Source organism: Amycolatopsis deserti (assembly GCF_014653945.1).
Lineage (GTDB): Bacteria > Actinomycetota > Actinomycetes > Mycobacteriales > Pseudonocardiaceae > Amycolatopsis_E > Amycolatopsis_E deserti.
This window is the reverse complement of sequence record NZ_BNAU01000003.1, coordinates 282,388-305,025: the sequence shown is the minus strand read 5'-3', so window position 1 is coordinate 305,025 and position 22,638 is coordinate 282,388. Positions and strand designations below refer to the sequence as shown.

Genomic DNA, 22,638 nt, shown 5'->3' with positions numbered 1-22,638 from the left:
GCGGTCAGAATGTCTGCGAGACAACGGCATCTGGGGTCATCCTCGACTGTCGGACGTACTGGGCCAGCAGGTGCATGCACGCCTGGTGGGCGTCTTCGACGACGCCGTAGTTGGCGGAGTCGACGTGGATGGAGACCTCGGCGCGGCGCCGCGCGGCCCCGCCTTCGAACCCGGTGAGCGCGATGGTCGGCATGTCGTGCGCGGCCGCCCAGTCCAGTGCCCGCACGATGTTCGGCGAGCGGCCCGAGGACGAGATGACGATCAGCACGTCACCCGGCCGCGCCTGGGACTGCAGCTGGTATTCGAAGACGTGCTCGTAGCCCAGGTCGTTGGCGATCGCGCTGAACAGCTCCACGTTGGTGCTCAGGCTCTGCACGCGCGTGGTGACGCCGGTCCCGTTGCGGATGCCCTTCACGTGGTCGCACTGCAGGTGGTTGGCGATCGACGCGGATCCGCCGTTGCCGCAGGCGAACACCGCCGAATCGCGGTCGTAGGCGGCGCTGAGGACCTTCGCCGCGCGGCTGACCTGTTCGAGGTCCACGGTGGCGAAGGCCCGCGCCAGTTCGGCGACGTAGGCGCCGCCGAAGGAGTCCGCGCGGTGGAACTTCGCGGCCGGGAACTTCGGCGCCTTCTGCTGCCGCGGCGCCGCAACGGTGCTGCCGTCGAGGATGAACCGCACGGCGGCAGCCAGATCGGGGAACGTGTCCACACCCGTCACCGCCGAGCCGGGCGGCCCGACGTGCAGCGGTTTGGCGCCGACGGCACGGGCGAGCCCGACGTCGGCCGGGCTGTCGCCGACCACCCAGGACGCGGACAGGTCCAGGTCGAGCGCCTCCGCGGCGGCCAGCGCCATGCCCGGGCCGGGTTTGCGGTCGGCGCTGCGCCGCGCGAACGCCTCGACGATGCCGTCCGGGTGGTAGGGGCAGAACAGCCACAGGTCGACGTGCGCGCCGTGCCGCGCCAGCTCGGCGATCATGTGCTTGTGGACCTGTTCCACGTCGGCGATGCCGTAGTACCCGCGCGCCACCCCGGCCTGGTTGGTGACCACCGCGACCGGGATGCCGGCGCGGTTGAGCGCGGCGATGGCCGCGATGGACCCGTCGATGAACTCGACCCGGTCGACGGAGCCGACATACCCGCTGTCGACGATGATCGTGCCGTCGCGATCGAGCAGAACCCCTGGCTGGCTCACGGTTCGACCACCTCTCTGAGATGACTGGAGGTCGCGCGCGGGCCCGGGTGCGTTACGGGCCGCGCCCCGGTCATCCGATCACCGTCCTTTGTGGAATCGATCTGGGTGCGGACAGCAACCCGGCGGCTACCGCCAGGTGGAGCAGGTACGGCGAGGCGTCGCCGAGACCGGCCTCGGTGTAGGAGGCGGTGAGGCAGTAGGTGATGAGGAACAACGCGCACGCCCGCCCCGGCGACGGTGGCCGGGCGATGGCCACCACGACGAGCGTGACCAGGAACAGCGCCACGATCGTTGCCCCGAGGTAGCCCTGCTCGTGGTACACGGCGAGCCAGCTGTTGTCGATCGGCAACCCGTCGAAGGACTTGTTCGACAGGCCCTTGCCGAAGACCTCTTCGAACCAGGTGCGCGGGGCGGCCAGCAGCCTGTCCCACACCTTCGCGCGGCCGGTGAGGTTGCCGAAGTTCTCCGCGTCCTGCCCGCGCAGGATCCAGGTCTGCAACAGGGGCCCGAGCAGGACGGCGCCGATGCCGGCGGCCGCGATGCCCCACCCGAACGCCTTGCGGGCGCGGCCGCTGGTCAGCCACATCGACAGCATCGCGACGACCAGCCCGACGACCAGGCCCAGGGTCGCCGTGCGGGTGTGGGTCAGCAGGAGCAGGACGATCGCCGGGCCCGCGACGAAGGCGACGCTGCGGGCGTCGGTGAGCCGGTTGACCCACAGCAGCACGGCCAGGCCCGCGACGATCGCCGCGTACTGCCCGATCTGCGTCGGGGTCAGCGGCCACAGCACGCCGGTCAGGCGGCCGTCGTTGAGCTCCGGCATGGCCGAGCCGGGGGAGATCACCAGGCCGAGCGCCACGGTCACGAGCAGCACGGTCAGCACCCTGATGTGCTGGCGGACGAACCAGACCGACCCGTTCATCCACGGGCTGATCAGCCACAACGTCCCGATGAACAGCCCGAGCCGGGTGCACCGGAACAGCGAGCCCAGACCGGACTCCATCCGCACGCTGCTCGCGACGCTCGCCACCAGCAGCAGGCTGAGCAGCATCAGGAACGCGCTCGGCCGGATCTTCAGTCGCGGGTTGAGGATCAGAGCGAGCGCGAACGCGACGCCGACCGCGCCCATCGTGAGCGCCTGGGTCACCGGGCGCGGGATCGGGATGAGCGCCGAAACGCCTTGCGTGGCGAGGGTGTTGAAGATCAGCAGGGCCCAGATCGCGCCCAGGATCTTGAGGGTGTGCGGGCCGTGGGCGACGTCGTCGGAGTCCAGGGGCCGTCGCTGGATGTCGGTGAGGTTCATCAGTTCCCGCCTCCCACCGCGAAGGTGCTGCCGGCGTCCTGCCGGTAGGCCGGGCCCTGCCACTCGACCTGCTCGACCAGCCGGCTCGCGTCGTGCGCGATGAAGGTCCACGGCCCGGTGTAGCTGTTGCCGTACCAGCGGTTGTTCTGCCTGGAGGTGATGGCTTCCGGGATGACTTCGCCCTGGTAGGGCGACCAGTCCGGCGAGCTGCCGTAGTTGGACAGCACCGCCATCCGCGCGCACATCGCCTGGCAGTCGATGGCGCGCGGGTTCACGTCGAACCGGTTGCCGTGGATCTGCACGTTCTGGGTCTTCCACCGGCAGTCCGACAGCAGCGGCTCGGTGCGGATGCCCGGCGGGGCGCACTTCGCGACGTCGCCGACGATCAGCGTGCACACACCGGTGGACGAGTTGGCGGGGCTGTTGCAGAACCGGTCCGCGTTCTCCCACAGCGTGACCCCGGACCAGTTGTCCTCGAAGGTGTTGTCGTAGATGTCGATCTTGTCCGTGCGGGCGGGCACCCGGGCGTCGCCACCGGATTCGGAGATGTAGACCGCCGCGACCGGGAAGTTGTCGTCGCGGTCGACGAACTCGCGGCCGGCGACCAGGTTGTTCCGCTTGAGGGTGTTGCCGCGGATGGTCGCGTTGTAGCTGGTCTCGTAGAAGATCGCCGTGCCGTCGTTGTTCTCGATCAGGTTGTTCTCGATCAGGAAGTCGTTGTTGTTCGTGTCGGCCCAGATGCCGGGCCCGCGGTTGCCGTGGATCCAGTTGCCGCGGATGTCGGCGCCGTCGACCTCCCAGAACTTCATCGCGCCGGTGCAGCCGCAGCCGTCGGCGTACTTGCTCTCCACGTCGTCGGCGTTGTTGCCGACGAACTCGTTGCCCTCGAGCACGAGGTCGGTGACGTCGCCGCAGCAGGCGTTGAGCCCGTACTGACCGTTGTCCTTGAGGCAGTTGCCCGTCATCACCTGGCGGGCGCCGGCCATCATCGCGGCGCCGCGGTTGTCGGTGAGCAGGTTCGACCGGATGAGCCAGTCGGCGCCGGAGTCGTGGTTGACCACGCCTTCGTTGTCCGGGGCGTCGAAGCCGGTCACCGTCAGGTGCTCGATGGTCACCTTGCTCGCCTTGCCGGTGAAGGCGTACCGGTTGGTGTTCCGGCCGTCGACGACCGCTCCCGGCGCGCCGGTGTAGGTGTTGCCGTCCTTCGGCAGGACCTGGTCGAACTCGTCGGTGCCGAGGGTGTGCGTGCCGGGCCGCAGCCAGAAGGTGGTGCCCGGCGGGTTCGCCTTGGTCTTGGCCTGGAGGTCGCCGGTCACGGCCGGGTCGACGACGACCGCTCCGGCGGGTGGTTCCGCCGGGCCGGGCCGCAGGTTGCCGCACGCCCCGGAAGCGGCGAGCGCCGCGGTGGCGTCGGCCGGTTCGGGGCTGGGGGTGCAGGCGAGCACGGCCAAGGGTGCCAGCACGACGAGGAGCGTCGTCGCCCAGCGGAGTCGGGTCGTCGTTCGTGCGCGCACGGGCAACCTCCGGCTAGTGGGCGAAGCGCAGCAGTGTGGTGAGCGCGCCGCCGCGCCCGACGAGTCCACTGCCGGTCAGGGTGGTGGCCGGTTCGCGGCGGCCGTAGCCGGGCGAGTACCAGCCGAGCGGCGGGTCGATCTGCCCGCGGTGCGCGGTCCAGGTGAGGCCGGCGGGCAGGTCGAGGACAGCCGCGTGCTCGCGGCCGCCGGAGGTCCAGGTCAGCACGGCCGCGTTGGCGATCAGCTCGGCCTCGACGCGCGGGCCGAGGTGGAACGCGAGCCGCGCCGGGTGGTGCCGGTCGGCGGTGACCTCGTCGGTGATCCGCAGCTCGCGCGCGCCCGGGTCGAGTTCGACGGTGCGGCGGTGCACGGCGGGCCGGTAGCCGTCGTGCTCGGCCGACCACCTCAGCACGCCGCCGCCGGGGCGGGCCAGCACGCGGGTGGTCGCGTGCCGGGTCCACAGGAACGGACCGCCCGAAGTGGACTGGTCGGTGTCGTCCAGCTGCAGCGTGTTGTGGCCCAGCGTGGACCGGAAGTAGGTGCGCCACTCCGGTTCGCCGTGGTAGCAGTAGGTGCCCGGGTCGGCGAGGATGTCCACGCCGTCGTGCCGCACCTCGACCGACAGCGCGTCGGCGTGCGCGTGCGCGGCGATCGACAGGAACCCGTGCGGGCCGCCGTCGCAGCGGCACCAGATCTCGCCGCGGCCGTCGCCGGGCGGGGTGCGCAGCAGCGTCAGCCCGGCGTCGGCGAAGTGGTCCGGCCGGGTGCGTGGCCGGTCGGTGGCCTCGAACCGGCGGGCGAGCGCGGTGAGCAGCGGCGTGCGGACGTCCCCGCCGCGTGGGTCCGGCCACCAGTCCAGGCGCCCGAACAGGGCGTCCCCGGTCGCCAGCAGCGAGGACCAGCGGTTGGTGCCGTGGCCGTCGAGGACCAGCCCGTGCCCGTCGTCGCTGTCGCCCTGCCGCGGCGGGTGCAGCCGGACGTCCACGACGGCCGCGAGCGCGTCGGTCATGCGCAGCAGCGTCCGCCACAGCGAGTCCGGCGCGGCCGGCCCGGCTTCGACCGCCGCGGCCAGGCCAAGCTCCAGGACCAGGCCGTGGTACTCGGTGGCCAGCTCGCGGTTCAGGCCGGAGCCGAAGGTGTTGGCGCCGAGGTGCTCGTCGAGCGAACGCAACGCGTCAGCACGCCAGCCCGCGGATTCGGGGAACCACGGGAACGCGCAGGACGCGGCCAGCTGTCCGGCCGCCTCCGCGATGACGTGGTTGTTCGCCGACGATCCCCGGCTCGGGAAGGTCGCCAGCCACCGCTGGTGGTGCCAGATCTGGTGCAGCGCCTCGGGGTTGTCCTCGAACAGGCCGGCCGCGCCGGGCCAGCCGTGCAGCAGCCGCCGCACCCACACCCACGACAGCAGCCGGATGCCCAGCTCGATCCCGCTGACCCAGTGCACGCTCGTCATCGGCGCGTTGGCCGCCCACCACGACTTCAGGTGGTCGGCGACCCGCTCGGCGTAGCGGTCCTCACCGCTGAGCGCGTAGGCGGTGGCGAGCACGGTGAGGTGCTGGTGCCGCGACGGCTCCCAGATCTGCTTGATGTCGCCGACGACGTCCTCGCGCCGGTACGGGATGTCGAAGGCGAAGGCGTCGCTGGGCGCGCGCCGCCCGGTCTTCGGGTCGAGCGACCAGTCCGGGTTGACCAGGTCGTCACGCGGCACGCCGAAGTACTCGGCCCGGCCGTCGAGCAGCCGGTTCGCGGTCTCCAGCACGCGTGCCCGCGCATCCGGCGGCACCTGCACGTCCGCGGGCAGCACGGCGGTGAAGCGGCGGCCGGGCAGGGGAGCGGACGGCTCGGGCAGCGCGCGCCGCAGCTTGCGCCGGTTCAGCACGTCCGCGGCCCGCCCGGCGACTTCGCGCGGGCTCATCCGCGACAACCGCCGCAGGTACCAGCCGGGGTCCATCATGCCGAGGTCCCGATCTTGACCGGCACACCCGTCGCCAGGCTGGTCCGCACCGCGAGCGTCGCCAGCGTGGTCGCGACCAGCGACTCCAGCGGCACCGGCATCGGGCCGCCCGAGGTGACCGCGGTGACGAACGCGTCCAGCTCGGCGTGCTGGCCCTTGTCGCGGCCCTTCGGGATGCGCGAGCTGGTCCAGCGCTTGCGCGCGTACACCGAGGCGCGGGCGAAGTCGTCGAACTTGAGCACCTTGCCGTCGGCGACGACGTCCAGCGTCTCCTTGGGGAAGCTCGTCGAACCGCTGGTGGCGTAGCTGATCGTCGCGGTCGAGCCGTCCGGGTACCGCAGCAGGATCTGCAGGTCCTGCTGGTCCGGCGTGGCGCACGCGTAGACCGACACCGGGTCCGCGCCGAGCAGCCAGCTCACGGTGTCGATGAAGTGCCCGCCCTCGCCGTCGAACCGGGTGCCCTCGGAGCCGGCCTGGTTGTACCAGCTGCCGCCCTCCAGGCGGCCCGCGTTCACCAGGTATCGCACCGAAGCCGGCCCGATGCGCTTGCCGAAGTGGCCGGTGGTCTCGTGCAGCAGCGGCGCGAACCGGCGGTTGAACCCGACCTGCAGCCGGTCGTTGCCGGACTCCTCGATCGCGCCCAGCACCTTGCCCAGCTCGGCTTCGGTGAGCGCCAGCGGCTTCTCGACGAACACCGCCTTGCCGGCCAGCAGTGCGCGCCGGGTCAGCTCGGCGTGCGAGCTGTGCCGGGTCACCACGAACACCGCGTCGATGTCCGGATCGGCCAGTGTGGAGTCCACATCGGTGGACGCCTCGGCGAAGCCGAACTTGCGCTTGGCGTTCGCGCCCGACAGCGACGAGGTCGTGACGACGCGGCGCAGCTCGACGTCCTCCCGCTCGGCCAGGTGCGGCAACAGCATCGAAGACGCGTAGTTGCCCGCACCGACGAACGCGGTCCGCACCTTGCCCATCCGCTGGGACGTGCGGATCGGCTCGCGCCGCGGGACCTCGGCGATCAGGGCGGGATCGTCGGCGTCTCGCGCCACGTCGGGGTAGCGGAACAGGACGGCGACGGCCTTCAGCTCACCCTCGTTGAGCTTGCGGTAGGTCTCCACCGCCGTGGCGAAGTCGGCGACGTGCGAGACCAGGGGCTCGACGTCAATGCGGCCGCGTGCGATCAGGTCGAGGAAGCACTCCAGGTTGCGGCGCTCGGTCCAGCGCACGTAACCGATCGGGTAGTCGCGGCCGTCCAGTTCGTACTCCGGGTCGTACCGGCCGGGGCCGTAGGAGCGGGAGAACCGGACGTCGAGTTCCTTTTCGTAGTAGGCGTTCCACGGCAGGTCGAGACGGCACTTGCCGATGTCGATCACGCGCCCCCGGTCGCGCGCGAGCTTCGCGGCCAGCTCGACCGGCTCGTTCGTGCTGCCACCGGCGGCGAGGTACACCTGGTCGACGCCGTGCCCGCCGGTCAGCTCACCGACGGCGATCTCCACGTCGCCAGAACCAGGGTGGCCGGCCACCGACGCGCCGAGCCGCTCGGCCAGCTTGCACCGCTCCTGGTCCGGGTCCACGCCGACCACGCGCACGCCGGACGCCGACAGCAGCTGCACGACCAGCTGCCCGATCAGGCCCAGCCCGATGACCAGCGCGACGTCCCCGAGTTGTGGTTCGCCCCGCCGGACGCCCTGCATGGCGATCGCGCCGACGGTCGCGAACGACGCGTGCCGCGGCGCGACCCCGGCCGGCACGCGCGTGAAGAGGTTCTTCGGCACCCAGTTCAGCTCGGAGTGCAACGCGTGCTCGTTGCCCGCGCAAGCAACCAGGTCGCCGACGGAGACGTCGTCGATTCCGGCGCCGACCTCTTCCACCACGCCGCACAGCGAATAGCCGAGCGGGGTGTAGGAGTCGAGCCGGTTCATCACCTTGCGGTAGGTGGCGCCGACACCGTTGGTCGCCACGCTCTGCATGACCTTCGCGACCTGGTCCGGCCGCGACCGCGCCTTGCCCAGCATCGACATGCTCGCCTCGGACACCTTCATCATCTCGGTGCCGGTGGAGATCAGCGAGAACGCGGTCCGCACGAGCACGCCGCCCGGTTTGCACGCCGGCGCCTCGACGTCCAGCAGCGCCAGCTCGCCGCTCTTGTAGTTCTGTACGACCTGCTTCACCAGGGCTCCTTACGCTGCTCGCTCGGCCGCACCGGCTTCGGTCGCGCTGCGGTACCAGTACTCCAGGGTCAACACGTGCCAGAGGTGCTTGGACCGGTCCTCGCGCCCCGCGGCGTCCTCGTCGACCAGCCGCTGCAACGCGTCCCGCCGCAGGAAACCGGAGTTCACCAGGACGCCGTCGTGCACGACCTCACGCATCAGCGGCGCCAGATCGCGGCTCATCCACGCCCGCAGCGGGGCGCTGAACAGGCCCTTCGGCCGGTAGACGATCTCCTTCGGCAGGATCGACAGCGCGGCTTCCTTGAGCGCGGCCTTGCCCTGCCGTCCGGCGATCTTGCGGTTGCCGGGCAGGCTGAACGCGGCCTTGACCACCTCGACGTCCACGAACGGCACCCGCACCTCGGTGGAGGCGGCCATCGTGGAGCGGTCGGTGTAGGTCAGGTTCAGCCCGGGCAGGAACATCCGCGCGTCGGCCAGGCACATGCGGTTGACGAAATCGTCGAGCAGGTTGTCGTGGTAGGTGTCGGCGTGCTCGGTGAGCACGTCGTCCACCGCTCCGGCCAGGTCGGGGGCGACCAGGCCGGCCAGCTCGTCACGGTCGTACATCGTGTAGCTGCGCCGGAACGCGGTCTCCTCCGGCAGCTCGGCGAAGGACAGGAACCGCTTCGCGAAGCGCACCGACCGGAACCCGCGCTTGGACGTCGCCACCGGCAGACGGTCCACAACGGACTCGATCGGCCGCCGCACCCCGCCCGGGATCTTCTGGTACCGCAACGCGATCAGGTTCGCCAGGTGCTTGCGGTAGCCGGCGAACAGCTCGTCGGCGCCCATCCCGGACAGCATCACCTTGACGCCGGCCTCGCGCGCGGCCTGGCAGATCAGGTAGCTGTTGATCGCGGCCGGATCGCCGATCGGCTCGTCCAGGTGGTAGGTCAGGTGCGGCAGCAGGTCCTGCACGTTCGGCGCGATCTCGATCTCGTGCAGGTCCACGCCGAACCGTTCCGCCACGACGCGGGCGTACCGCAGGTCGTCCGGCATGGCCTCGAACTTCGCGTCTTCGGCCCGGAAACCGATGGTGTAGGCGGAAATCCCGGGGGAGTACTTCGCCGCGAGCGCGGTCAGGTAGCTGGAGTCCAGGCCACCGGACAGGAACGTCGCCACCGGCACGTCGGAGAGCAGGTGCTTGCGGGTGGAGTCCTCGACGACGGCGGCGAGGTCGGCCGGCGGGCCGTGCTGCGCCTCGGTCGCGACGTCACGCAGGTTCCAGTACCGGCCGGTGTCGACGCGCCCGTTCGGGCGGACGCGAAGCCACGAGCCCGGCGGCAGCTTGCGGGCCTCGCGGAACGCGCACCGGCTGTCCGGCACCCAGTAGTAGAGCAGCGAGGCGACCAGCGCGGTCTCGTCGACGTGCAGCCCGCCGATCTCCCCGGCCAGCGCCTTCAGCTCGGAGGCGAACGCGATCCCGTCGCCGCGGCGCACGTAGAACAGCGGCTTGATGCCGAGCTGGTCGCGCGCCAGGAACAGCTCACCGGTGCGCTCGTCGAAGATCCCGAACGCGAACATTCCGCGCAGCCGGGGCAGGCACCGCACACCCCAGCGACGCCACGCCTCCAGCAGGACCTCGGTGTCGGAGGTGCCGCGGAACCGCACGCCCGTGCCCTCGAGTTCGGCCCGCAGCTCGGGGGCGTTGTAGATCTCGCCGTTGTAGGTCAGCGCCAGCCCGCCGGAGACCATCGGCTGCGCGCCCGTCTCGGACAGGTCGATGATCGACAGCCGGCGGTGGCCGAGGTGCACGTCACCGTGGTCGTAGCGGCCCTCGCCGTCCGGACCGCGGTGGGCGAGGCGCTTGGTCAGCCGGTCGGTCAGCGGTCCGCCGTCGGGCCAGCGGAAGGTTCCTGCGACACCACACATGGTCAGCCTTCGCGATCGAGGGGGAGCTTGCCGTTCACGTGCGCCTCCGCGGCATCGACCGGCGTGAACTGCTTCGTCGGCAGGTCGGCGTGCACCGGCATCAGGGTCACCGTCTGCTCGCCCTTCGGAGCGCTGGGGACCGGGGCGAACCACTTGGTCGGGTGGTCGTCGACGTTGGCGCTGCCGCCCGGCCTGGCCTGGGCGAACGCGGCCCGGCCCCGCAGCGCGGTGTGCAGGCCGTCCCACAGCGTGCCGTCGGTGCGGTCCCGCGGATCCGGCGCGACGAGCACCACGCCGATGACCGGGATGCCCAGATCGGCCAGCTGCCGCGCGACAGTGTGCAGCCACAGCGTGCTCGCCTTCCCGGCGCGCACCACCAGCACGGTCTCCGCACCCAGCCGGCGCAGATCGGTCCACGCCGTCCCCGGCGACACCGAACCCACGCCGATGCGGGCCTTCTCGTGCGTGCTGGCGTCCACGATCCGGACACCTTCGCCGGCTTGTCCGGACAGCGCGAGGACGTCCTGGTGCGGCAGGTCGTCCACGATCACGACCGGGCCGTCCAGGTGCCCGGCCATGTCGACGGCGAGCGCCGCGGCCACGCCCGGGCAGCCCAGCTCGAGCAGCGACACGCTGCCGCCGTCGCCGACACAGCGCGCCAGGGTCGCCGCGACCCGGTCCCGGTGCGCGGCCCCGTGCCCCCAGCGGCGCGGCTTGGGCAGCTGGGCGATGACGGACGCGCCGAGGTGTGTGGAGATCTCGCGCCGCAGCAGCGGGCGGTCCCGCACCACGCTCAGCACCGCGGCCAGCCCCAGCCCGGCGATGAGCCCGAACCCGAGCCCGATCCCGGCGTTCGTGACGAGCGGACCGAGCGGTGATTCGACGACCGGCCGCGGCGCGTCGACGATCTGCGTGCCGGCGGCCAGCTGCGGCGTGCCGATCTTCGCCTCGTTGGCCTTGTTGGTGAAGTCGGAGACCCGCGAGGTCAGGTCGGCGCGGCGGGCGTAGAGCGACTGCAACTCGGCCGGGCCGATCTGGCTGTTGCGGCTTCCCGACGCGGCGATCTGCCGGTCGACCTCGTTCAGCTCGTTCTGGATCTGGTCGCGCTGCCCCAGCAGCGCCTGCGCTTCCGCGTCCGCTGCGGCCTGCATGCGCTGGCCGTGGTCGGCGATGAAGGCGTCCGCCAGCGCCTGGGCCTTGGCCACCGCCTCGCCGTAGCTGCGGGCCGTGACCTGCAGCTCCAGCACGTTGTTGGTCAGCCCGGTGCCGGTGTAGGACTTGACGAACTTCTCCGGGGGCTCGGACGAGCCGAGCTTCTGCAGCGCGGCCCCGGCGATCCGGGTGGTTTCCAGGATGGCCACGTCGGTCTTGATGAGCGTGCCGCTGTCCTGCGGGGCGTCGTCGGCGTGGAGCACGAGCAGCCGGGTCACGGCGGTCGGCGGGGTCGGCGACACGACCGCCAGCGCCGCGCCCGCGAGCAGCCCCAGCAGGGCCGCCGAGAGCCACAGGCGGCGTCGTCGCCGGATCGCGATCAGCACCCGCTGCAGGTCCAGCAGCGGTTGCGCGTTCTGGTTGCTCTCCGGTGTCGTCACGCTGAACCTGCCAATGCTTCGTCGCCGGCGGTCTGCTCGCCCGGCTCGGGCCCCGCGGCCGTGCGCTGGGCGACGACGGCGCCGAGTACCCGTTGCCCGCCGTCGGCGGCGGCCTCGGTGATCGCGACCAGCTCCCAGCCGGTCCGGCTTCCGCTGGAGACCACCACGAGCACACCGGCGCAGTCGCGGTCGTCCGGCACGGTGGGCCGCTGCGGGTCGACCAGCGCGACCCGCAGCTCCGGTCGTTCGCCGTGGCCCGCCGCGACCAGCTGCGCGACCGCGGTCCTGGCCACCGGGTCGTCCTTCGCGGCCAGCACCAGGACCCGCGCGAACAAGCCGGAGCCGTCGCCCAGCCGGGAGAGCACCCGGCGGTAGCGGATCTCCCTGCTGGCCGCGTCCGCGGAGGGGTTGAGCTCGGGCAGGTTCCACGGCTCGTCGGTCTTGAGCAGCCTGGACCACCAGCGCCCCGAGGGGGTGGGTGCGTGCTCCGGCACGGTGGGCACGTCCACACTGCCCAGCAGTGGCCCGCCGACCGCCGCCGCGATCTCGGTCTCGTCCCGCAGCCGCCGGTCGGTGCGCGCGCCGACGAGGTGACCGAGCACGCCGAGCAGGAAGAACACGATCGCGCCGCCCGCGACGAAGTGGATCATCGTCGGCGGGGCGGGGGAGGACGGCAGCTCGGCCGAGCCCATCACGACCACCTGCGCCTGGCGGCCGCCGCCGTCGAGCTGGTCGAGCTTCGCCATCGCCTCGGTCAGTGACGTCCGCAGCGTCTCCAGCAGGGTGCGCGCCTCGACGCTCTCCACCGTCACGCCCGGCACGCGGCGGGACAGGTCGCTGATGCGGTCGTTGGTCTCCTGCACCTGGCGGCGCAGCGCGTCCTCCTGCTCCTGGCGGATCTGGCTGGCCGCGTCCGCGGCGCTCCCGATCAGCTGGGCGGAGTAGTTGACGTACTCCTTGGCGACCTGGTCGGCCAGCAGTTGCGCCTTCTCGGGGGTCTCGGCCTCGGCGGTGATCTCCACGATGTTGCCGTCGGCCGCGGTCGCGCTCACCGAGTCGTGCAGCGCCGGCCCGGGCACCCCCCAGGCCAGCGCCTGCGCGGTGCGGTCCAGCACCACCGAACTGGTCGCGACCTGCGTTTCGGTCATCAGTTCGCTCGAATCACGCGCACCCTGCAGCAGCACGTGCGAGGTCGTCTTGTAGCCGGGGGAGAAGATCAGCGAGACGCCGGCCCCCACCAGCGCGCCGAGCACGGCGAGGGCGGCGAGGACGCGCCAGCGGCGGCGCAGGATCCTGCCGATCATGGACAGACGGACGGTGTCGTCGTTCAACGCCCGGTCCCCCTCTCATCACAGGTCGCCCGGCCGCGAAACGGATGGGCTTTCACAAACCACGTCGCGGCGATTCCCGGATTGGTTACCGGCTTTCCCAAAACGCGACCAGGCGTCTTTCCGACCAGGAATACCTCGTCCCGGTCGGCAATTCACCGACCGGTCGCCGCGTAGGCCGCGAGCAACGCCCGCGCCGAATTGGCCCACGACAACGGACCCGCGACGCGTTCCGCGCCGAGCTCGCCCATGCGTTTCCGCTCGGCGGGGTCGTCCAGCAGGCGGGCGGTGAGCTTGGCGAATTCGAGTTCGTCGTTGGCCGGCGCGTACACGGCCGCGTCGCCCGCCGAAACCCGTGCCTCGCGCAGGTCGAACGACACGATCGGCCGGCTCATCGCCATGTATTCCATGATCTTGTTCATGGTGGACACGTCGTTGAGCGGGTTCAACGGGTCCGGCGCGAGGCAGACGTCCGCTGTGGACAGATAACGGACCAGGTCCGCGTCCGGGATGCGGCCGGTGAACTCGACCTGGTCGTCGAGGTGGAGTTGCCTCGACAACGCGACCATCGCCTCGAACGCGTCACCGGAGCCGACGAACACCGCGTGCCAGTCGGTGCGGCCGAGGTCGTCGCGCAGTTTCGCGAGCGCACGCAGGGCGTAGTCGACCCCGTCCTGCGGGCCCATCACGCCCAGGTAGCAGAGCAGGTGCGGCTTGCCGTGCTTGAGCTCCGGTTCCGGCGGCACCTGGTGGAAGCGTTCCACGACGGGGGCGCTGCGCACCACGAAGACGTCCTCCGGCCGCTTGCCGCCGCGGGTGAGCGCCACGTCGCGGTAGCTCTCGTTGGTCGAGATGACCACGTCGGCGGCCCGGAAGGTGGCCCGCTCCAACGCGCACACGCCGCGGTAGAGCAGATCTTTCCCGCGGTCGAACCGGGACAGGTACAGCTCCGGCACCAGGTCGTGCTGGTCGAAGACGAACTTCGCGCCGCGCCGCTTGAGCATCCGGGCGACGAGGAAGAGCAGGTCGGGCGGGTTGCACGCGTGCACGACGCCGACCGGGCCGATCCTGCGGGCCAGCCGGAACGTGTGCCACAGCGCCGATCCGTACTCCTGGAGGTAGCCCGCCGGGCCGCCGGTCGCCGCGGTCAGCGGGTAGCGGTGGATGTGCACGCCGTCGAGCACGGCCTCCGGTTCGGTGTCCCGCTTCGTCCCCTGTGGACAGATGACGTGCACTTCCCACCCGGCGTCGCGCAGGGTGGTGCTTTCCTGCCAGACCCGCCGGTCGAAGGGCACGGACAGGTTCTCGACGAGGATCAGGGCTTTACCAGGCAAGGCCGACGTATCCTTCTTCGGTGCGGCGCACGGCGGCGTCGGGCAGGCGGACGAGGTCGATCAGCGTGCGGTCGCCCGCCCTGGGCAGCGCGGCGAGCACGGCCGGGTCGGTGCTGCCGACCAGGCACACCTCGGCGTGGGCGAGCACCTCGTCGACGGAGCCGGCGAGCAGCTGGCCCAGGTGCGGCAGGCGGCTTTCGATGTACTCGCGGTTGGCGCCCATCAGCCGCGACAGGCTCACGTTCGCGTCGAAGATCTTGAGGTCGTACCCCTTGCCCAGCAGGCGTTCGGCGAGTTCGACCAGCGGGCTCTCGCGCAGGTCGTCGGTACCCGGCTTGAAGGACAGGCCGAACAGGCCGATCCGCCGCTTGCCGGTGCGCGCGACCAGGTCGAACGCGCGGCGCAGGTGCTCCTCGTTGGAGGGCAGCACGTGCGACAGCAGCGGCACCGACACGTCAGCGCGGTGCGCGGCGTAGACCAGGCCGCGCAGGTCCTTGGGCAGGCACGAGCCGCCGAAGGCGAAGCCGGGCCGCAGGTAGGCGGGGCTGACGTTGAGCTTGCGGTCGGCGAGGAAGACGTCCATCACGCGGTGCGAGTCCAGGCCGAGGGCGCGGCAGATGGCGCCCAGCTCGTTGGCGAAGCCGATCTTGAGGCCGTGGAAGGCGTTGTCGGCGTACTTGGTCATCTCCGCGACCGGGATCGGCACGCGGAAGACGTCACCGGGCAGGCCCTCGTACAGCTTGGCGACGGCGTCGCCGCTGGCGGTGTCCAGCTCGCCGATCACGGTCTTGGGCGGGTCGAAGAAGTCCTTGACGCTGCTGCCTTCCCGGAGGAACTCGGGGTTCACGGCGACGCCGAAGTGCACGCCCGCGGTGAGCCCGGAGGCCTTCTCCAGGATCGGCACCAGCAGGTCGAGGCACGTTCCCGGCAGCATCGTGCTGCGGAACACGACCGTGTGCCGACCGGTCTTGCCCGCGAGCGCGCCGCCGATCTCCTCGGTCACGCGCTCCAGGAAGGCAGTGGACAGGCTGCCGTTGGGGGCCGACGGCGTGCCGACGCAGATCAGCGAGATTTCACTGCGCGCGATCGCCTCGGCGACGTCGGTGGTGGCGCGGAGCGCACCGCTGGCCACGACTTCGGCGGTGAGTTCGCCGATGCGTTCCTCGACCACCGGTGCTTTTCCCTGGCGGATGAGGTCGATCTTCACGGGGTTGATGTCGACCCCGATCACCTCATGCCCCTCGCCGGCGAGGCACGCGGCCGAAACGCATCCGACGTAGCCGAGCCCGAAGACACTGATCCTCATGAGATTCCTCCCGCCGCGACCGGCTTGACCCAGAGGTCGGCGGGCGGGAGGAGATCGTTACGGCGGTGGGCGGCTGGAAAACCGCTTACCTGGTGGGGTTTTCGCGGGGAACAAACCGCCCCGGCGCGGCGCCGGTTGCCCGGGCGCCGGTCAGAGGTCGTCGGCGAAGGGGATGACGTCCTTGGCGAAGACGTCGATCAGATCGAGATCGGGAATTCCGGGGACGTAGCCGATCACGCCGTCGACGCCGAGGCCGTTCAGGCGGCTCAGTTCGGCCTTGAGTTCTTCGGCCTTTTCGCCGTTCCGGCCGATGTCGAGCGGGTGGTAGACCGTTTTGGTGATTTCGTCGTAATCGCGGCCTTCGGTTTCGCAGTGCTCGCGCAGGACGTTCAGTTTGTGTTCCAGTTCCGGCCCGTTGAAGATGTTGCAGGCGTCGCCGTACTTGGCGACGAACCGCAGGGTCTTCTTCTCGCCGCTGCCGCCGACCATGATCGGCGGGTGCGGCTTGGACAGTGCCTGCGGCACGTTCAGCAGTCGTTCGGCCTCGATGTGGGCGCTGGAGAACGGGCCGTCGTCGTCCGACCACATCTGCCGCACGTACTGCAGGGTTTCCTCGAGCATCTGGAAGCGTTCCGCGGTGGGCGGGAACGGGAAGCCGAGCCCGCGGGACTCCTCCTCGTTCCACCCCGCGCCGATGCCGAGGATGGCGCGGCCGCCGGATAGGACGTCGAGGGTGGTGACGGCCTTGGCCAGCACGCCGGGCTGGCGGTAGAAGACGCCGGTGATGACGGTGAGCAGCTTGGCGCGTTCGGTGTGCGCGGCGAGGTAGCCGAGGGTGGTGTAGGCCTCGAGCATGTCGTTCTCGCTGGGGCCGACGACGCTGATCTGGAAGAAGTGGTCCATCACGGCGAGGTATTCGAAGCCGGCGTCGTCGGCGGCGCGGGCGACCTCGCCGAGTTCGCGGCCCAGCGCGGCCGGTCCGTTCGGCCAGGTGAAGTCAGGAATCTGCAGTCCGAGTTTCATGGATTTCCCCTTGTCGTCGTTTTCGAACCTATACCTGGAGCCACTCCAGGAATCAGAACCCGGTGATCACGTGCAGGCGGTCGTGCAGCGGGTCGGTGACGAACACGGCGCCGGTGCGCTGGTCGACGGCGACCTGCCCGGGGTTGATGCCGAGCGAGAGTTCGCCGGTGATCTCGCCGCGGGCGCCGTCGATGCGGACGATGCCGTCGGGGCCGCCGTTGGTGTAGACGGTGTTGGTCGGTTCGTGCACGGCGACCGAGGAGGCCTCGCTGCGCAACAGGATGGTGCGGGTCTGTTGGCGGGTGCGGCCGTCGATCACCGACAGGTGGTGGATCCCCGAGTTCGCGACGTAGATCGTGTGGGTGCCGTGGTGCACGGCGAGCCCGGAGGGTCCGTCCCCGACCGGGATGCCGGTGGTGAAGGTGCCGCCGTCGAGGTCGAGAACCTCGACCGAGGCGGTGTGGAGGCTCGCGAAGTAGCCGGTGCGCCCGTGGATGGCGGCTGCGCTGAACCCCCTGCCGGGCGCGGGCAGGCTGGCCTTGAGGCTGCCCCCGAAAAGATCGAGCACGCCGACTGAGCCGGCCGTGCCCGAAGCGACATACATCCGGTATGTATCTGAATCGAGGGCGAGGGCAGCACTGCCCACCCCCGAGGCGATGACATTGGTGACCCGCCCCCCGTCGAGAACGCTGGTGGTCCCGGACGCGCTGCTGGAGACGTAGAGGCGCCCGGAGGCTTCGTCGATGGCGACGTCACTGGGCACACCCCCAACGGAAACCGTGGCGAGTGTGGTCCCACCCCCGACCACGGACACTGTTTGCTCGCCGGCGTTCGCCACGAAAACCACGCCGGTACCCGAATGCACGGCAACGCCCCCCGGCCCCCGCCCGACGGGAATGGTCACCAGATGGGGCCGCCCACCCGATCGAGACACCGCCCGCCCCGATGGCGAGACCCCGAACAGCGCGGCACCCGCAACGAGCCCAACGACACCGCGGCGACTGATCAAGCCATCCCGCATCCCCGACTCCCGACTCCGAACAGGCCGCCGCCGAGGCTGCCCCCGACCCATGACCCCGACGAACCCCTCACCAGCCACGAACACCCCCAACGCCCCGACCGGCACCCTCCCCGGCGGCCGGGCAGACCGCCCACCCGCCGTGCCTTGGGGGCGGTAGGCCGCCGAGCGGCCGCGCCTCGGGCGCGGCAGACCGTCCACCCGCCGCGCCTCGCGGGCGCCAGCGAGATCACAGCCCTCCCGATGCCTCTCACCAGCCCAACCACCCCCACTCCCGCTGTCCAGCACGCATTCCCACCCCCGGCGACCGGGCAAGCCGCCCACCTGCCGCCCCCACCCGGCGGCGAGATGCCAGTCCTCCCGGTGCCCCTCACCAAACCGAAAGCCCCCACCATCTGGCCCACCGCCACCCAGCCCCGCCCCCCGCGACCGGGCAAGCCGCCCAGGCGCCGCGCTGGCCAGATGCGGCCCCTACCCGGCGGCGAGTTCCCAGTCACTCCTGCATCCCTCACCAGCCCAACCGCCCCCACGCCTGCTCGTGCCGCGCCCATCCCTCCACGACAGGGCGGTCCGCCCAGATGCCCCGCCGCCCGGGCGCCAGCGAGATCCCCCGTCGCTCCGGCTCTCTCATCAGCCCGAAGGCCCCCACCCCGCCCCGCCCCACTACCGAGCCGGCCGCCCTGGTGCCGCGCCCTGACGCCAGCCAGATCCCAGCCGCCCCTCACCAGCCCGAACACCCCCTCCCCGGCGGTTTCCCACCCCCTCCCCGGGTACCCGGTCGCACGGTAACCCGCCCTGCTCGCCCGCGCGCGCGGAGATCGTGCAGGAACTTCACTTCCGTTTCGGGCGTTGGGAAACTGAGTGTTGGTAAGGAGGCGCAGGGCACGTGCACAAGCACCAGAACGGGCTGAAGACCGCGCTGTTGCTCGGATTGCTGAGTGCCATCATCATCGCGATCAGTTCACTCTTCGGGCGTGGCGCGTTGTTCATCGGGCTGGCGCTCGCGCTCGGGATGAACGCCTACGCCTACTTCAAATCGGACACGCTGGCGCTGCGCGCGATGCGGGCACGGCCGGTGTCCGAGCCGGAACAGCCGGTGATGCACCGCATCGTCCGGGAGCTGGCGACCTCGGCCCGCCAGCCGATGCCGCGCCTCTACGTGAGCCCGACCCCCGCGCCGAACGCCTTCGCGACCGGCCGGAACCCGCGCCACGCCGCCGTCTGCTGCACCACCGGCATCCTGGAGCTGCTCGACGAGCGCGAGCTGCGGGCGGTGCTCGGCCACGAGTTGTCGCACGTCTACAACCGCGACATCCTCATCTCGTGCGTCGCCGGTGCGCTGGCGAGCATGGTGAGCGTGCTGGCGAACCTCGCGATGTTCGCCGGCGTGTTCGGCGGCAACGACCGCGAGGGCAACAACCCGCTGGTCTCGCTGCTGATCATCCTGATCGGCCCCATCGCGGCCGGAATCATCCGGATGGGGGTCAGCCGCTCGCGTGAGTACCAGGCCGACGCGTCGGGCGCCGCGCTGACCGGTGACCCGCTCGGTCTGGCCTCGGCGCTGCGCAAGCTGGAGTACGGCACGCGCCGCGCCCCGCTCGTGCCGGAGCCCCAGCTGGTCTCGCAGTCGCACCTGATGATCGCGAACCCGTTCCGCCCCGGCGAGACGTTCTCCCGTATGTTCTCCACCCACCCGCCGATCGCGGACCGCATCCGCCGCCTGGAGGAGATGGCCCGCCGCGGCCCGTTCTGAGCCCCACCGCCCCAGCCACTCGGAGCCCCCGCCGCGCCTGTTCTGAGCCCCGCCGCGCCAGGCCCACTCGGCGCCCGGCCGCGGCCCGCAGCCGGCTGTTCTGAGGGGACCCCGCCGCACCCGTTCGGAGCCCCGCCGCGCCAGCCCCACTCGGCTCTCGGCCGGAAGCCCTCGCACCAGCCCTCCGGTCCCGCCGCGGCCCCTGCTAACGGCGCTTCCGCTTGACCCGCTTCCCCAACCCCATCGTGTGATAACTGCCGCGCGGCTGGTCCGGATCCACAGCCCACAGGATGTCGGCGACGGTCTCCACCTCGTGCTCGTACCCCACCTGCAGGATCGTCCACAACCCGTTGCGCGCCTTGAGCCGGCACTGCTCCCCGAGATCGGCCGGCTCACCGGCGGACGAGTCACCGGACACGAGCACCGCCAGCGCGTCCAGCAGCTCCACCCGCGCGAAACCGGACAGCGGCACGGCCAGCGCGGCGAGGATCACCTCCACTGCCGGAACCGCCACCTCGAACAGGTTCCCGCTGATCTCCAGGTGGTTGTCGAGCCGGGCGCCGAGCGCCTCGCGCGGTTCCGCGGCCGTCAGGATCGTCTCGAACGTCCCCGGCAGGTGCCCGCCGCTTTCCCCCGCAGTCGCACCGCAACCGGCGCCAGTCGTGCCGCGCCAGCTCCGCGCGCACGAGCCTGCTGACCGCCACTAACCAACGGCACCCGCCGCGCGGGCACACGCGACCACGTAGTCCCCGTACCCGGACTTCGACAGCTTCAGCCCGAGCGCCAGGCACTCCTCCGGATCGATGTACCCCATGCGCAGCGCGACCTCCTCCAGGCACGCGATCCGCACCCCGGTCCGGTGTTCGAGCACCTGCACGAACTGCCCGGCCTCCAGCAGCGAGTCGTGCGTCCCGGTGTCCAGCCACGCGAACCCGCGGCCCAGCTCGACCAGCTTCGCGCGCCCCTGCCGCAGGTACGTCAGGTTCACGTCGGTGATCTCCAGCTCGCCGCGCTTCGACGGGGTCAGCCCGCGGGCGATCTCCACCACCTGGTTGTCGTAGAAGTACAGCCCGGTGATCGCCTGGTTGGACTTCGGCCACTCGGGCTTCTCCTCGATCGACACGAGCCGGCCGTCGGCGTCGAGTTCGCCGACGCCGTACCGCTGCGGGTCCTTGACCGGGTACCCGAACAGCACGCAGCCGTCGAGATTCGCGACCTCCTGCCGCATCCGCCCGGAGAAGCCCTGGCCGTAGAAGATGTTGTCGCCCAGGATCAACGCCACGTCGTCGTCGCCGATGAAGTCCGCGCCGATGACGAACGCCTCGGCCAGTCCGTTCGGGCTCGGCTGCTCGGCGTAGCTCAGCCGAAGCCCGAACTGGTCGCCGGAGCCGAGCAGGCGCTGGAAGTTCGGCAGGTCGGCCGGTGTCGAGATGATCAGGATCTCCCGGATCCCGGCCAGCATCAGCACGGAGATCGGGTAGTAGATCATCGGCTTGTCGTAGACCGGCAACAGCTGCTTCGACACCGCCTGGGTGATCGGGTGCAGACGCGTCCCGCTGCCGCCCGCCAGCACGATGCCCTTCATGTCCCCAGCTCCTTCCGGATCGATCCGGAACCACCCTAGCGTGTGCCGACGTTTACATACATACAGTCTGTATGTATGTTCGAGGGTATGACCCGCTCACCAGCACTCGGCCAGGAAAAGCGCGTGACCCTCCCGCAGGGTGACGTCCGCTACTTCGAACGCGGGGAGGGCCGGCCCGTGGTGTTCGTCCACGGCGTCCTCGTCAACGCGAACCTGTGGCGTCACGTCGTCCCCGACGTCGCCGACGCCGGCTTCCGCTGCCTCACCATCGACATGCCGCTCGGCGCGCACGAGGTCCCGCTGCGTCCGGACGCCGACCTCACCCCGTCCGGTGTCGCCGACCTCCTCGCGGACTTCCTCGACGCCCTCGACCTCCGGGACGTCGTCCTGGTCGCGAACGACACCGGCGGTGCGCTCACCCAGATCATGTTGTCCCGCCGCCCGGACCGGGTCGAGCGCGTGGTGCTGACCCCGTCGGACAGCTTCGACTACTTCTTCCCGCCGCTGTTCAAACCGCTCGTCCCGTACGCCCGCATCCCCGGCTCGATGCGCCCGCTCGCCGCGTTGCTGCAGGTCAAGGCGCTGCACCGGGCCCCGTTCGTGTTCGGGCGGGTCGCCAAGTACCCGATCCCCGAGGCGGTGGTCGAGTCCTACACCGGACCTGCCCACCGCGACGCCGCCGTCCGGCGCGACCTGCGCAAGTTCCTCCGCACCGTCCACCCCCGGTACACGCTGGAGGCCGCGGAGAAGCTGCGTGCCTTCGACAAGCCGGTCCTGCTCGTGTGGGCCGACGAGGACCGGACGTTCCCGCTGCGCCTGGGCAAGCGCCTGGCCGCGATGCTGCCCGACGCCCGGTTGGAAGTGGTCCCCGATTCCTACGCCTTCGTCCCGGAGGACCAGCCGGCCGCGCTGGTGCGGCACATCCTGGCGTTCGCGGGCGTCATGGCAGATTAGGGGCGTGCGCCGTACCCAGGAAGAGCGATCCCAGAGCACCCGGGCCGCGTTGATGGCGGCCGCCCGCGAGCTGTTCGCCGAGCGCGGCTACCAGGCCGTGCCGGCGGACGAGATCGTGCGGGCGGCCGGGGTGACGCGGGGCGCGCTCTACCACCACTACGGCGACAAGCAGGGCTTGTTCCGCGCCGTGTTCGAGCAGGTCGAGCTGGAGGTCACGGCCGAGGTCGAGGCCGCCACCAAGGACGCGCCGGACCTCGCCACGGGCCTGCTCTTCGCGCTCAAGGCCTTCCTCGACGCGTGCGAGCGCGCGGAGATCCGGCAGATCTCGCTGGTGGACGCCCCGGCCGTGCTGGGCTGGACCACCTGGCGCGAAATCGAGGCCGAACACGGCCTCGGCCTGGTCATCGGGGTGCTGCGGCAGGCCGTCGAGGAGGGGCTGATCAAGCCGCTCCCGGTCGAGGTGCTGGCCCAGCTCGTGCTGAGCGCCGTGAACGAGGCCGCGCTGATGATCACCCACGCCGAGAACCCGGCCCAGGCCCGCTCGGACGCCGAGCAGGTGCTGGCCACCTGGTTGATCGGCCTGCTCGCGGACTGACCCGGCGGTCGCGGTGGTGATCTTCCACCGCCCTCCGGCCGAGACGGCTACCTGGCTGACGAACCCCCCGAGACCCACCCCGGAGCCCGCCACTGGCCCACTGATCGA

17 protein-coding genes are annotated in these 22,638 nt (G+C 71.1%); 3 read left to right on the top strand and 14 right to left on the bottom strand.

What is annotated here, in order from left to right:
* Positions 1-4: 4 nt before the first annotated feature.
* The 12 genes from IE290_RS16115 to IE290_RS16060 form a co-directional block, all read right to left on the bottom strand.
* Complete coding sequence (locus IE290_RS16115) at positions 5-1,192, bottom strand: HAD-IIIA family hydrolase (RefSeq protein ID WP_191245386.1); 1,188 nt, start codon at positions 1,190-1,192, stop codon at positions 5-7.
* A gap of 70 nt (positions 1,193-1,262) precedes the next feature.
* A complete protein-coding gene (locus IE290_RS16110) occupies positions 1,263-2,495 on the bottom strand; it encodes an O-antigen ligase family protein (RefSeq protein ID WP_191245385.1) in 1,233 nt (410 codons plus the stop codon).
* Positions 2,495-3,958, bottom strand: coding sequence for a right-handed parallel beta-helix repeat-containing protein (locus tag IE290_RS16105; protein ID WP_229874527.1), 1,464 nt, complete (start codon positions 3,956-3,958; stop codon positions 2,495-2,497). The genes IE290_RS16110 and IE290_RS16105 overlap by 1 nt, the downstream gene beginning before the upstream one ends.
* Before the next feature lie 64 nt (positions 3,959-4,022).
* Positions 4,023-5,960 carry a heparinase II/III family protein gene (locus tag IE290_RS16100; protein WP_191245761.1) on the bottom strand — a complete coding sequence of 646 codons (1,938 nt, stop codon included), beginning with the start codon at positions 5,958-5,960 and terminating at the stop codon, positions 4,023-4,025.
* Positions 5,960-8,131 (bottom strand): bi-domain-containing oxidoreductase, encoded by a 2,172-nt coding sequence (locus IE290_RS16095; RefSeq protein ID WP_191245383.1) that lies wholly within the window; start codon positions 8,129-8,131, stop codon positions 5,960-5,962. Before IE290_RS16095 ends, IE290_RS16100 begins: the two co-directional genes overlap by 1 nt.
* Positions 8,132-8,140: 9 nt before the next feature.
* Complete coding sequence (gene asnB / locus IE290_RS16090; protein WP_191245382.1) at positions 8,141-10,042, bottom strand: asparagine synthase (glutamine-hydrolyzing); 1,902 nt, start codon at positions 10,040-10,042, stop codon at positions 8,141-8,143.
* Positions 10,043-10,044: 2 nt separating this feature from the next.
* Positions 10,045-11,634 carry a Wzz/FepE/Etk N-terminal domain-containing protein gene (locus tag IE290_RS16085; RefSeq protein ID WP_191245381.1) on the bottom strand — a complete coding sequence of 530 codons (1,590 nt, stop codon included), beginning with the start codon at positions 11,632-11,634 and terminating at the stop codon, positions 10,045-10,047.
* Positions 11,631-12,938, bottom strand: coding sequence for an exopolysaccharide biosynthesis protein (locus IE290_RS16080; protein WP_229874526.1), 1,308 nt, complete (start codon positions 12,936-12,938; stop codon positions 11,631-11,633). Before IE290_RS16080 ends, IE290_RS16085 begins: the two co-directional genes overlap by 4 nt.
* A 179-nt stretch (positions 12,939-13,117) precedes the next feature.
* A complete protein-coding gene (locus IE290_RS16075) occupies positions 13,118-14,296 on the bottom strand; it encodes a glycosyltransferase family 4 protein (RefSeq protein WP_191245379.1) in 1,179 nt (392 codons plus the stop codon).
* Positions 14,286-15,602, bottom strand: a complete 1,317-nt coding sequence (locus tag IE290_RS16070; protein WP_191245378.1) for a nucleotide sugar dehydrogenase — start codon at positions 15,600-15,602, stop codon at positions 14,286-14,288. Before IE290_RS16070 ends, IE290_RS16075 begins: the two co-directional genes overlap by 11 nt.
* Positions 15,603-15,752: 150 nt before the next feature.
* Positions 15,753-16,625, bottom strand: a complete 873-nt coding sequence (locus tag IE290_RS16065; RefSeq protein WP_191245377.1) for an LLM class F420-dependent oxidoreductase — start codon at positions 16,623-16,625, stop codon at positions 15,753-15,755.
* A gap of 52 nt (positions 16,626-16,677) precedes the next feature.
* A complete protein-coding gene (locus IE290_RS16060; RefSeq protein WP_229874525.1) occupies positions 16,678-17,388 on the bottom strand; it encodes a YncE family protein in 711 nt (236 codons plus the stop codon).
* 1,141 nt (positions 17,389-18,529) lie between these two features.
* On the opposite strand from IE290_RS16060, the gene htpX reads away from it, so the two are divergent.
* The gene (gene htpX / locus IE290_RS16055; protein ID WP_191245376.1) at positions 18,530-19,396 is read left to right on the top strand and encodes a zinc metalloprotease HtpX; all 867 of its coding nucleotides are present in this window, start codon (positions 18,530-18,532) and stop codon (positions 19,394-19,396) included.
* A 205-nt stretch (positions 19,397-19,601) separates the two neighbouring features.
* Here htpX and IE290_RS38245 read toward each other — a convergent pair whose 3' ends face one another.
* Positions 19,602-19,910, bottom strand: a complete 309-nt coding sequence (locus IE290_RS38245; protein ID WP_191245375.1) for a hypothetical protein — start codon at positions 19,908-19,910, stop codon at positions 19,602-19,604.
* A gap of 189 nt (positions 19,911-20,099) precedes the next feature.
* Positions 20,100-20,981: a glucose-1-phosphate thymidylyltransferase RfbA gene (gene rfbA, locus IE290_RS16045; RefSeq protein ID WP_191245374.1), complete on the bottom strand. Its 882-nt coding sequence runs from the start codon at positions 20,979-20,981 to the stop codon at positions 20,100-20,102.
* Between the two features lie 87 nt (positions 20,982-21,068).
* On the opposite strand from rfbA, the gene IE290_RS16040 reads away from it, so the two are divergent.
* Together IE290_RS16040 and IE290_RS16035 are read left to right on the top strand one after the other, a co-directional pair.
* Positions 21,069-21,935: an alpha/beta fold hydrolase gene (locus tag IE290_RS16040; RefSeq protein WP_191245373.1), complete on the top strand. Its 867-nt coding sequence runs from the start codon at positions 21,069-21,071 to the stop codon at positions 21,933-21,935.
* Positions 21,936-21,939: 4 nt separating this feature from the next.
* Entirely contained in the window at positions 21,940-22,530 is a 591-nt protein-coding gene (locus tag IE290_RS16035; RefSeq protein WP_191245372.1) for a TetR/AcrR family transcriptional regulator, read from the top strand.
* Positions 22,531-22,638 lie beyond the last annotated feature (108 nt).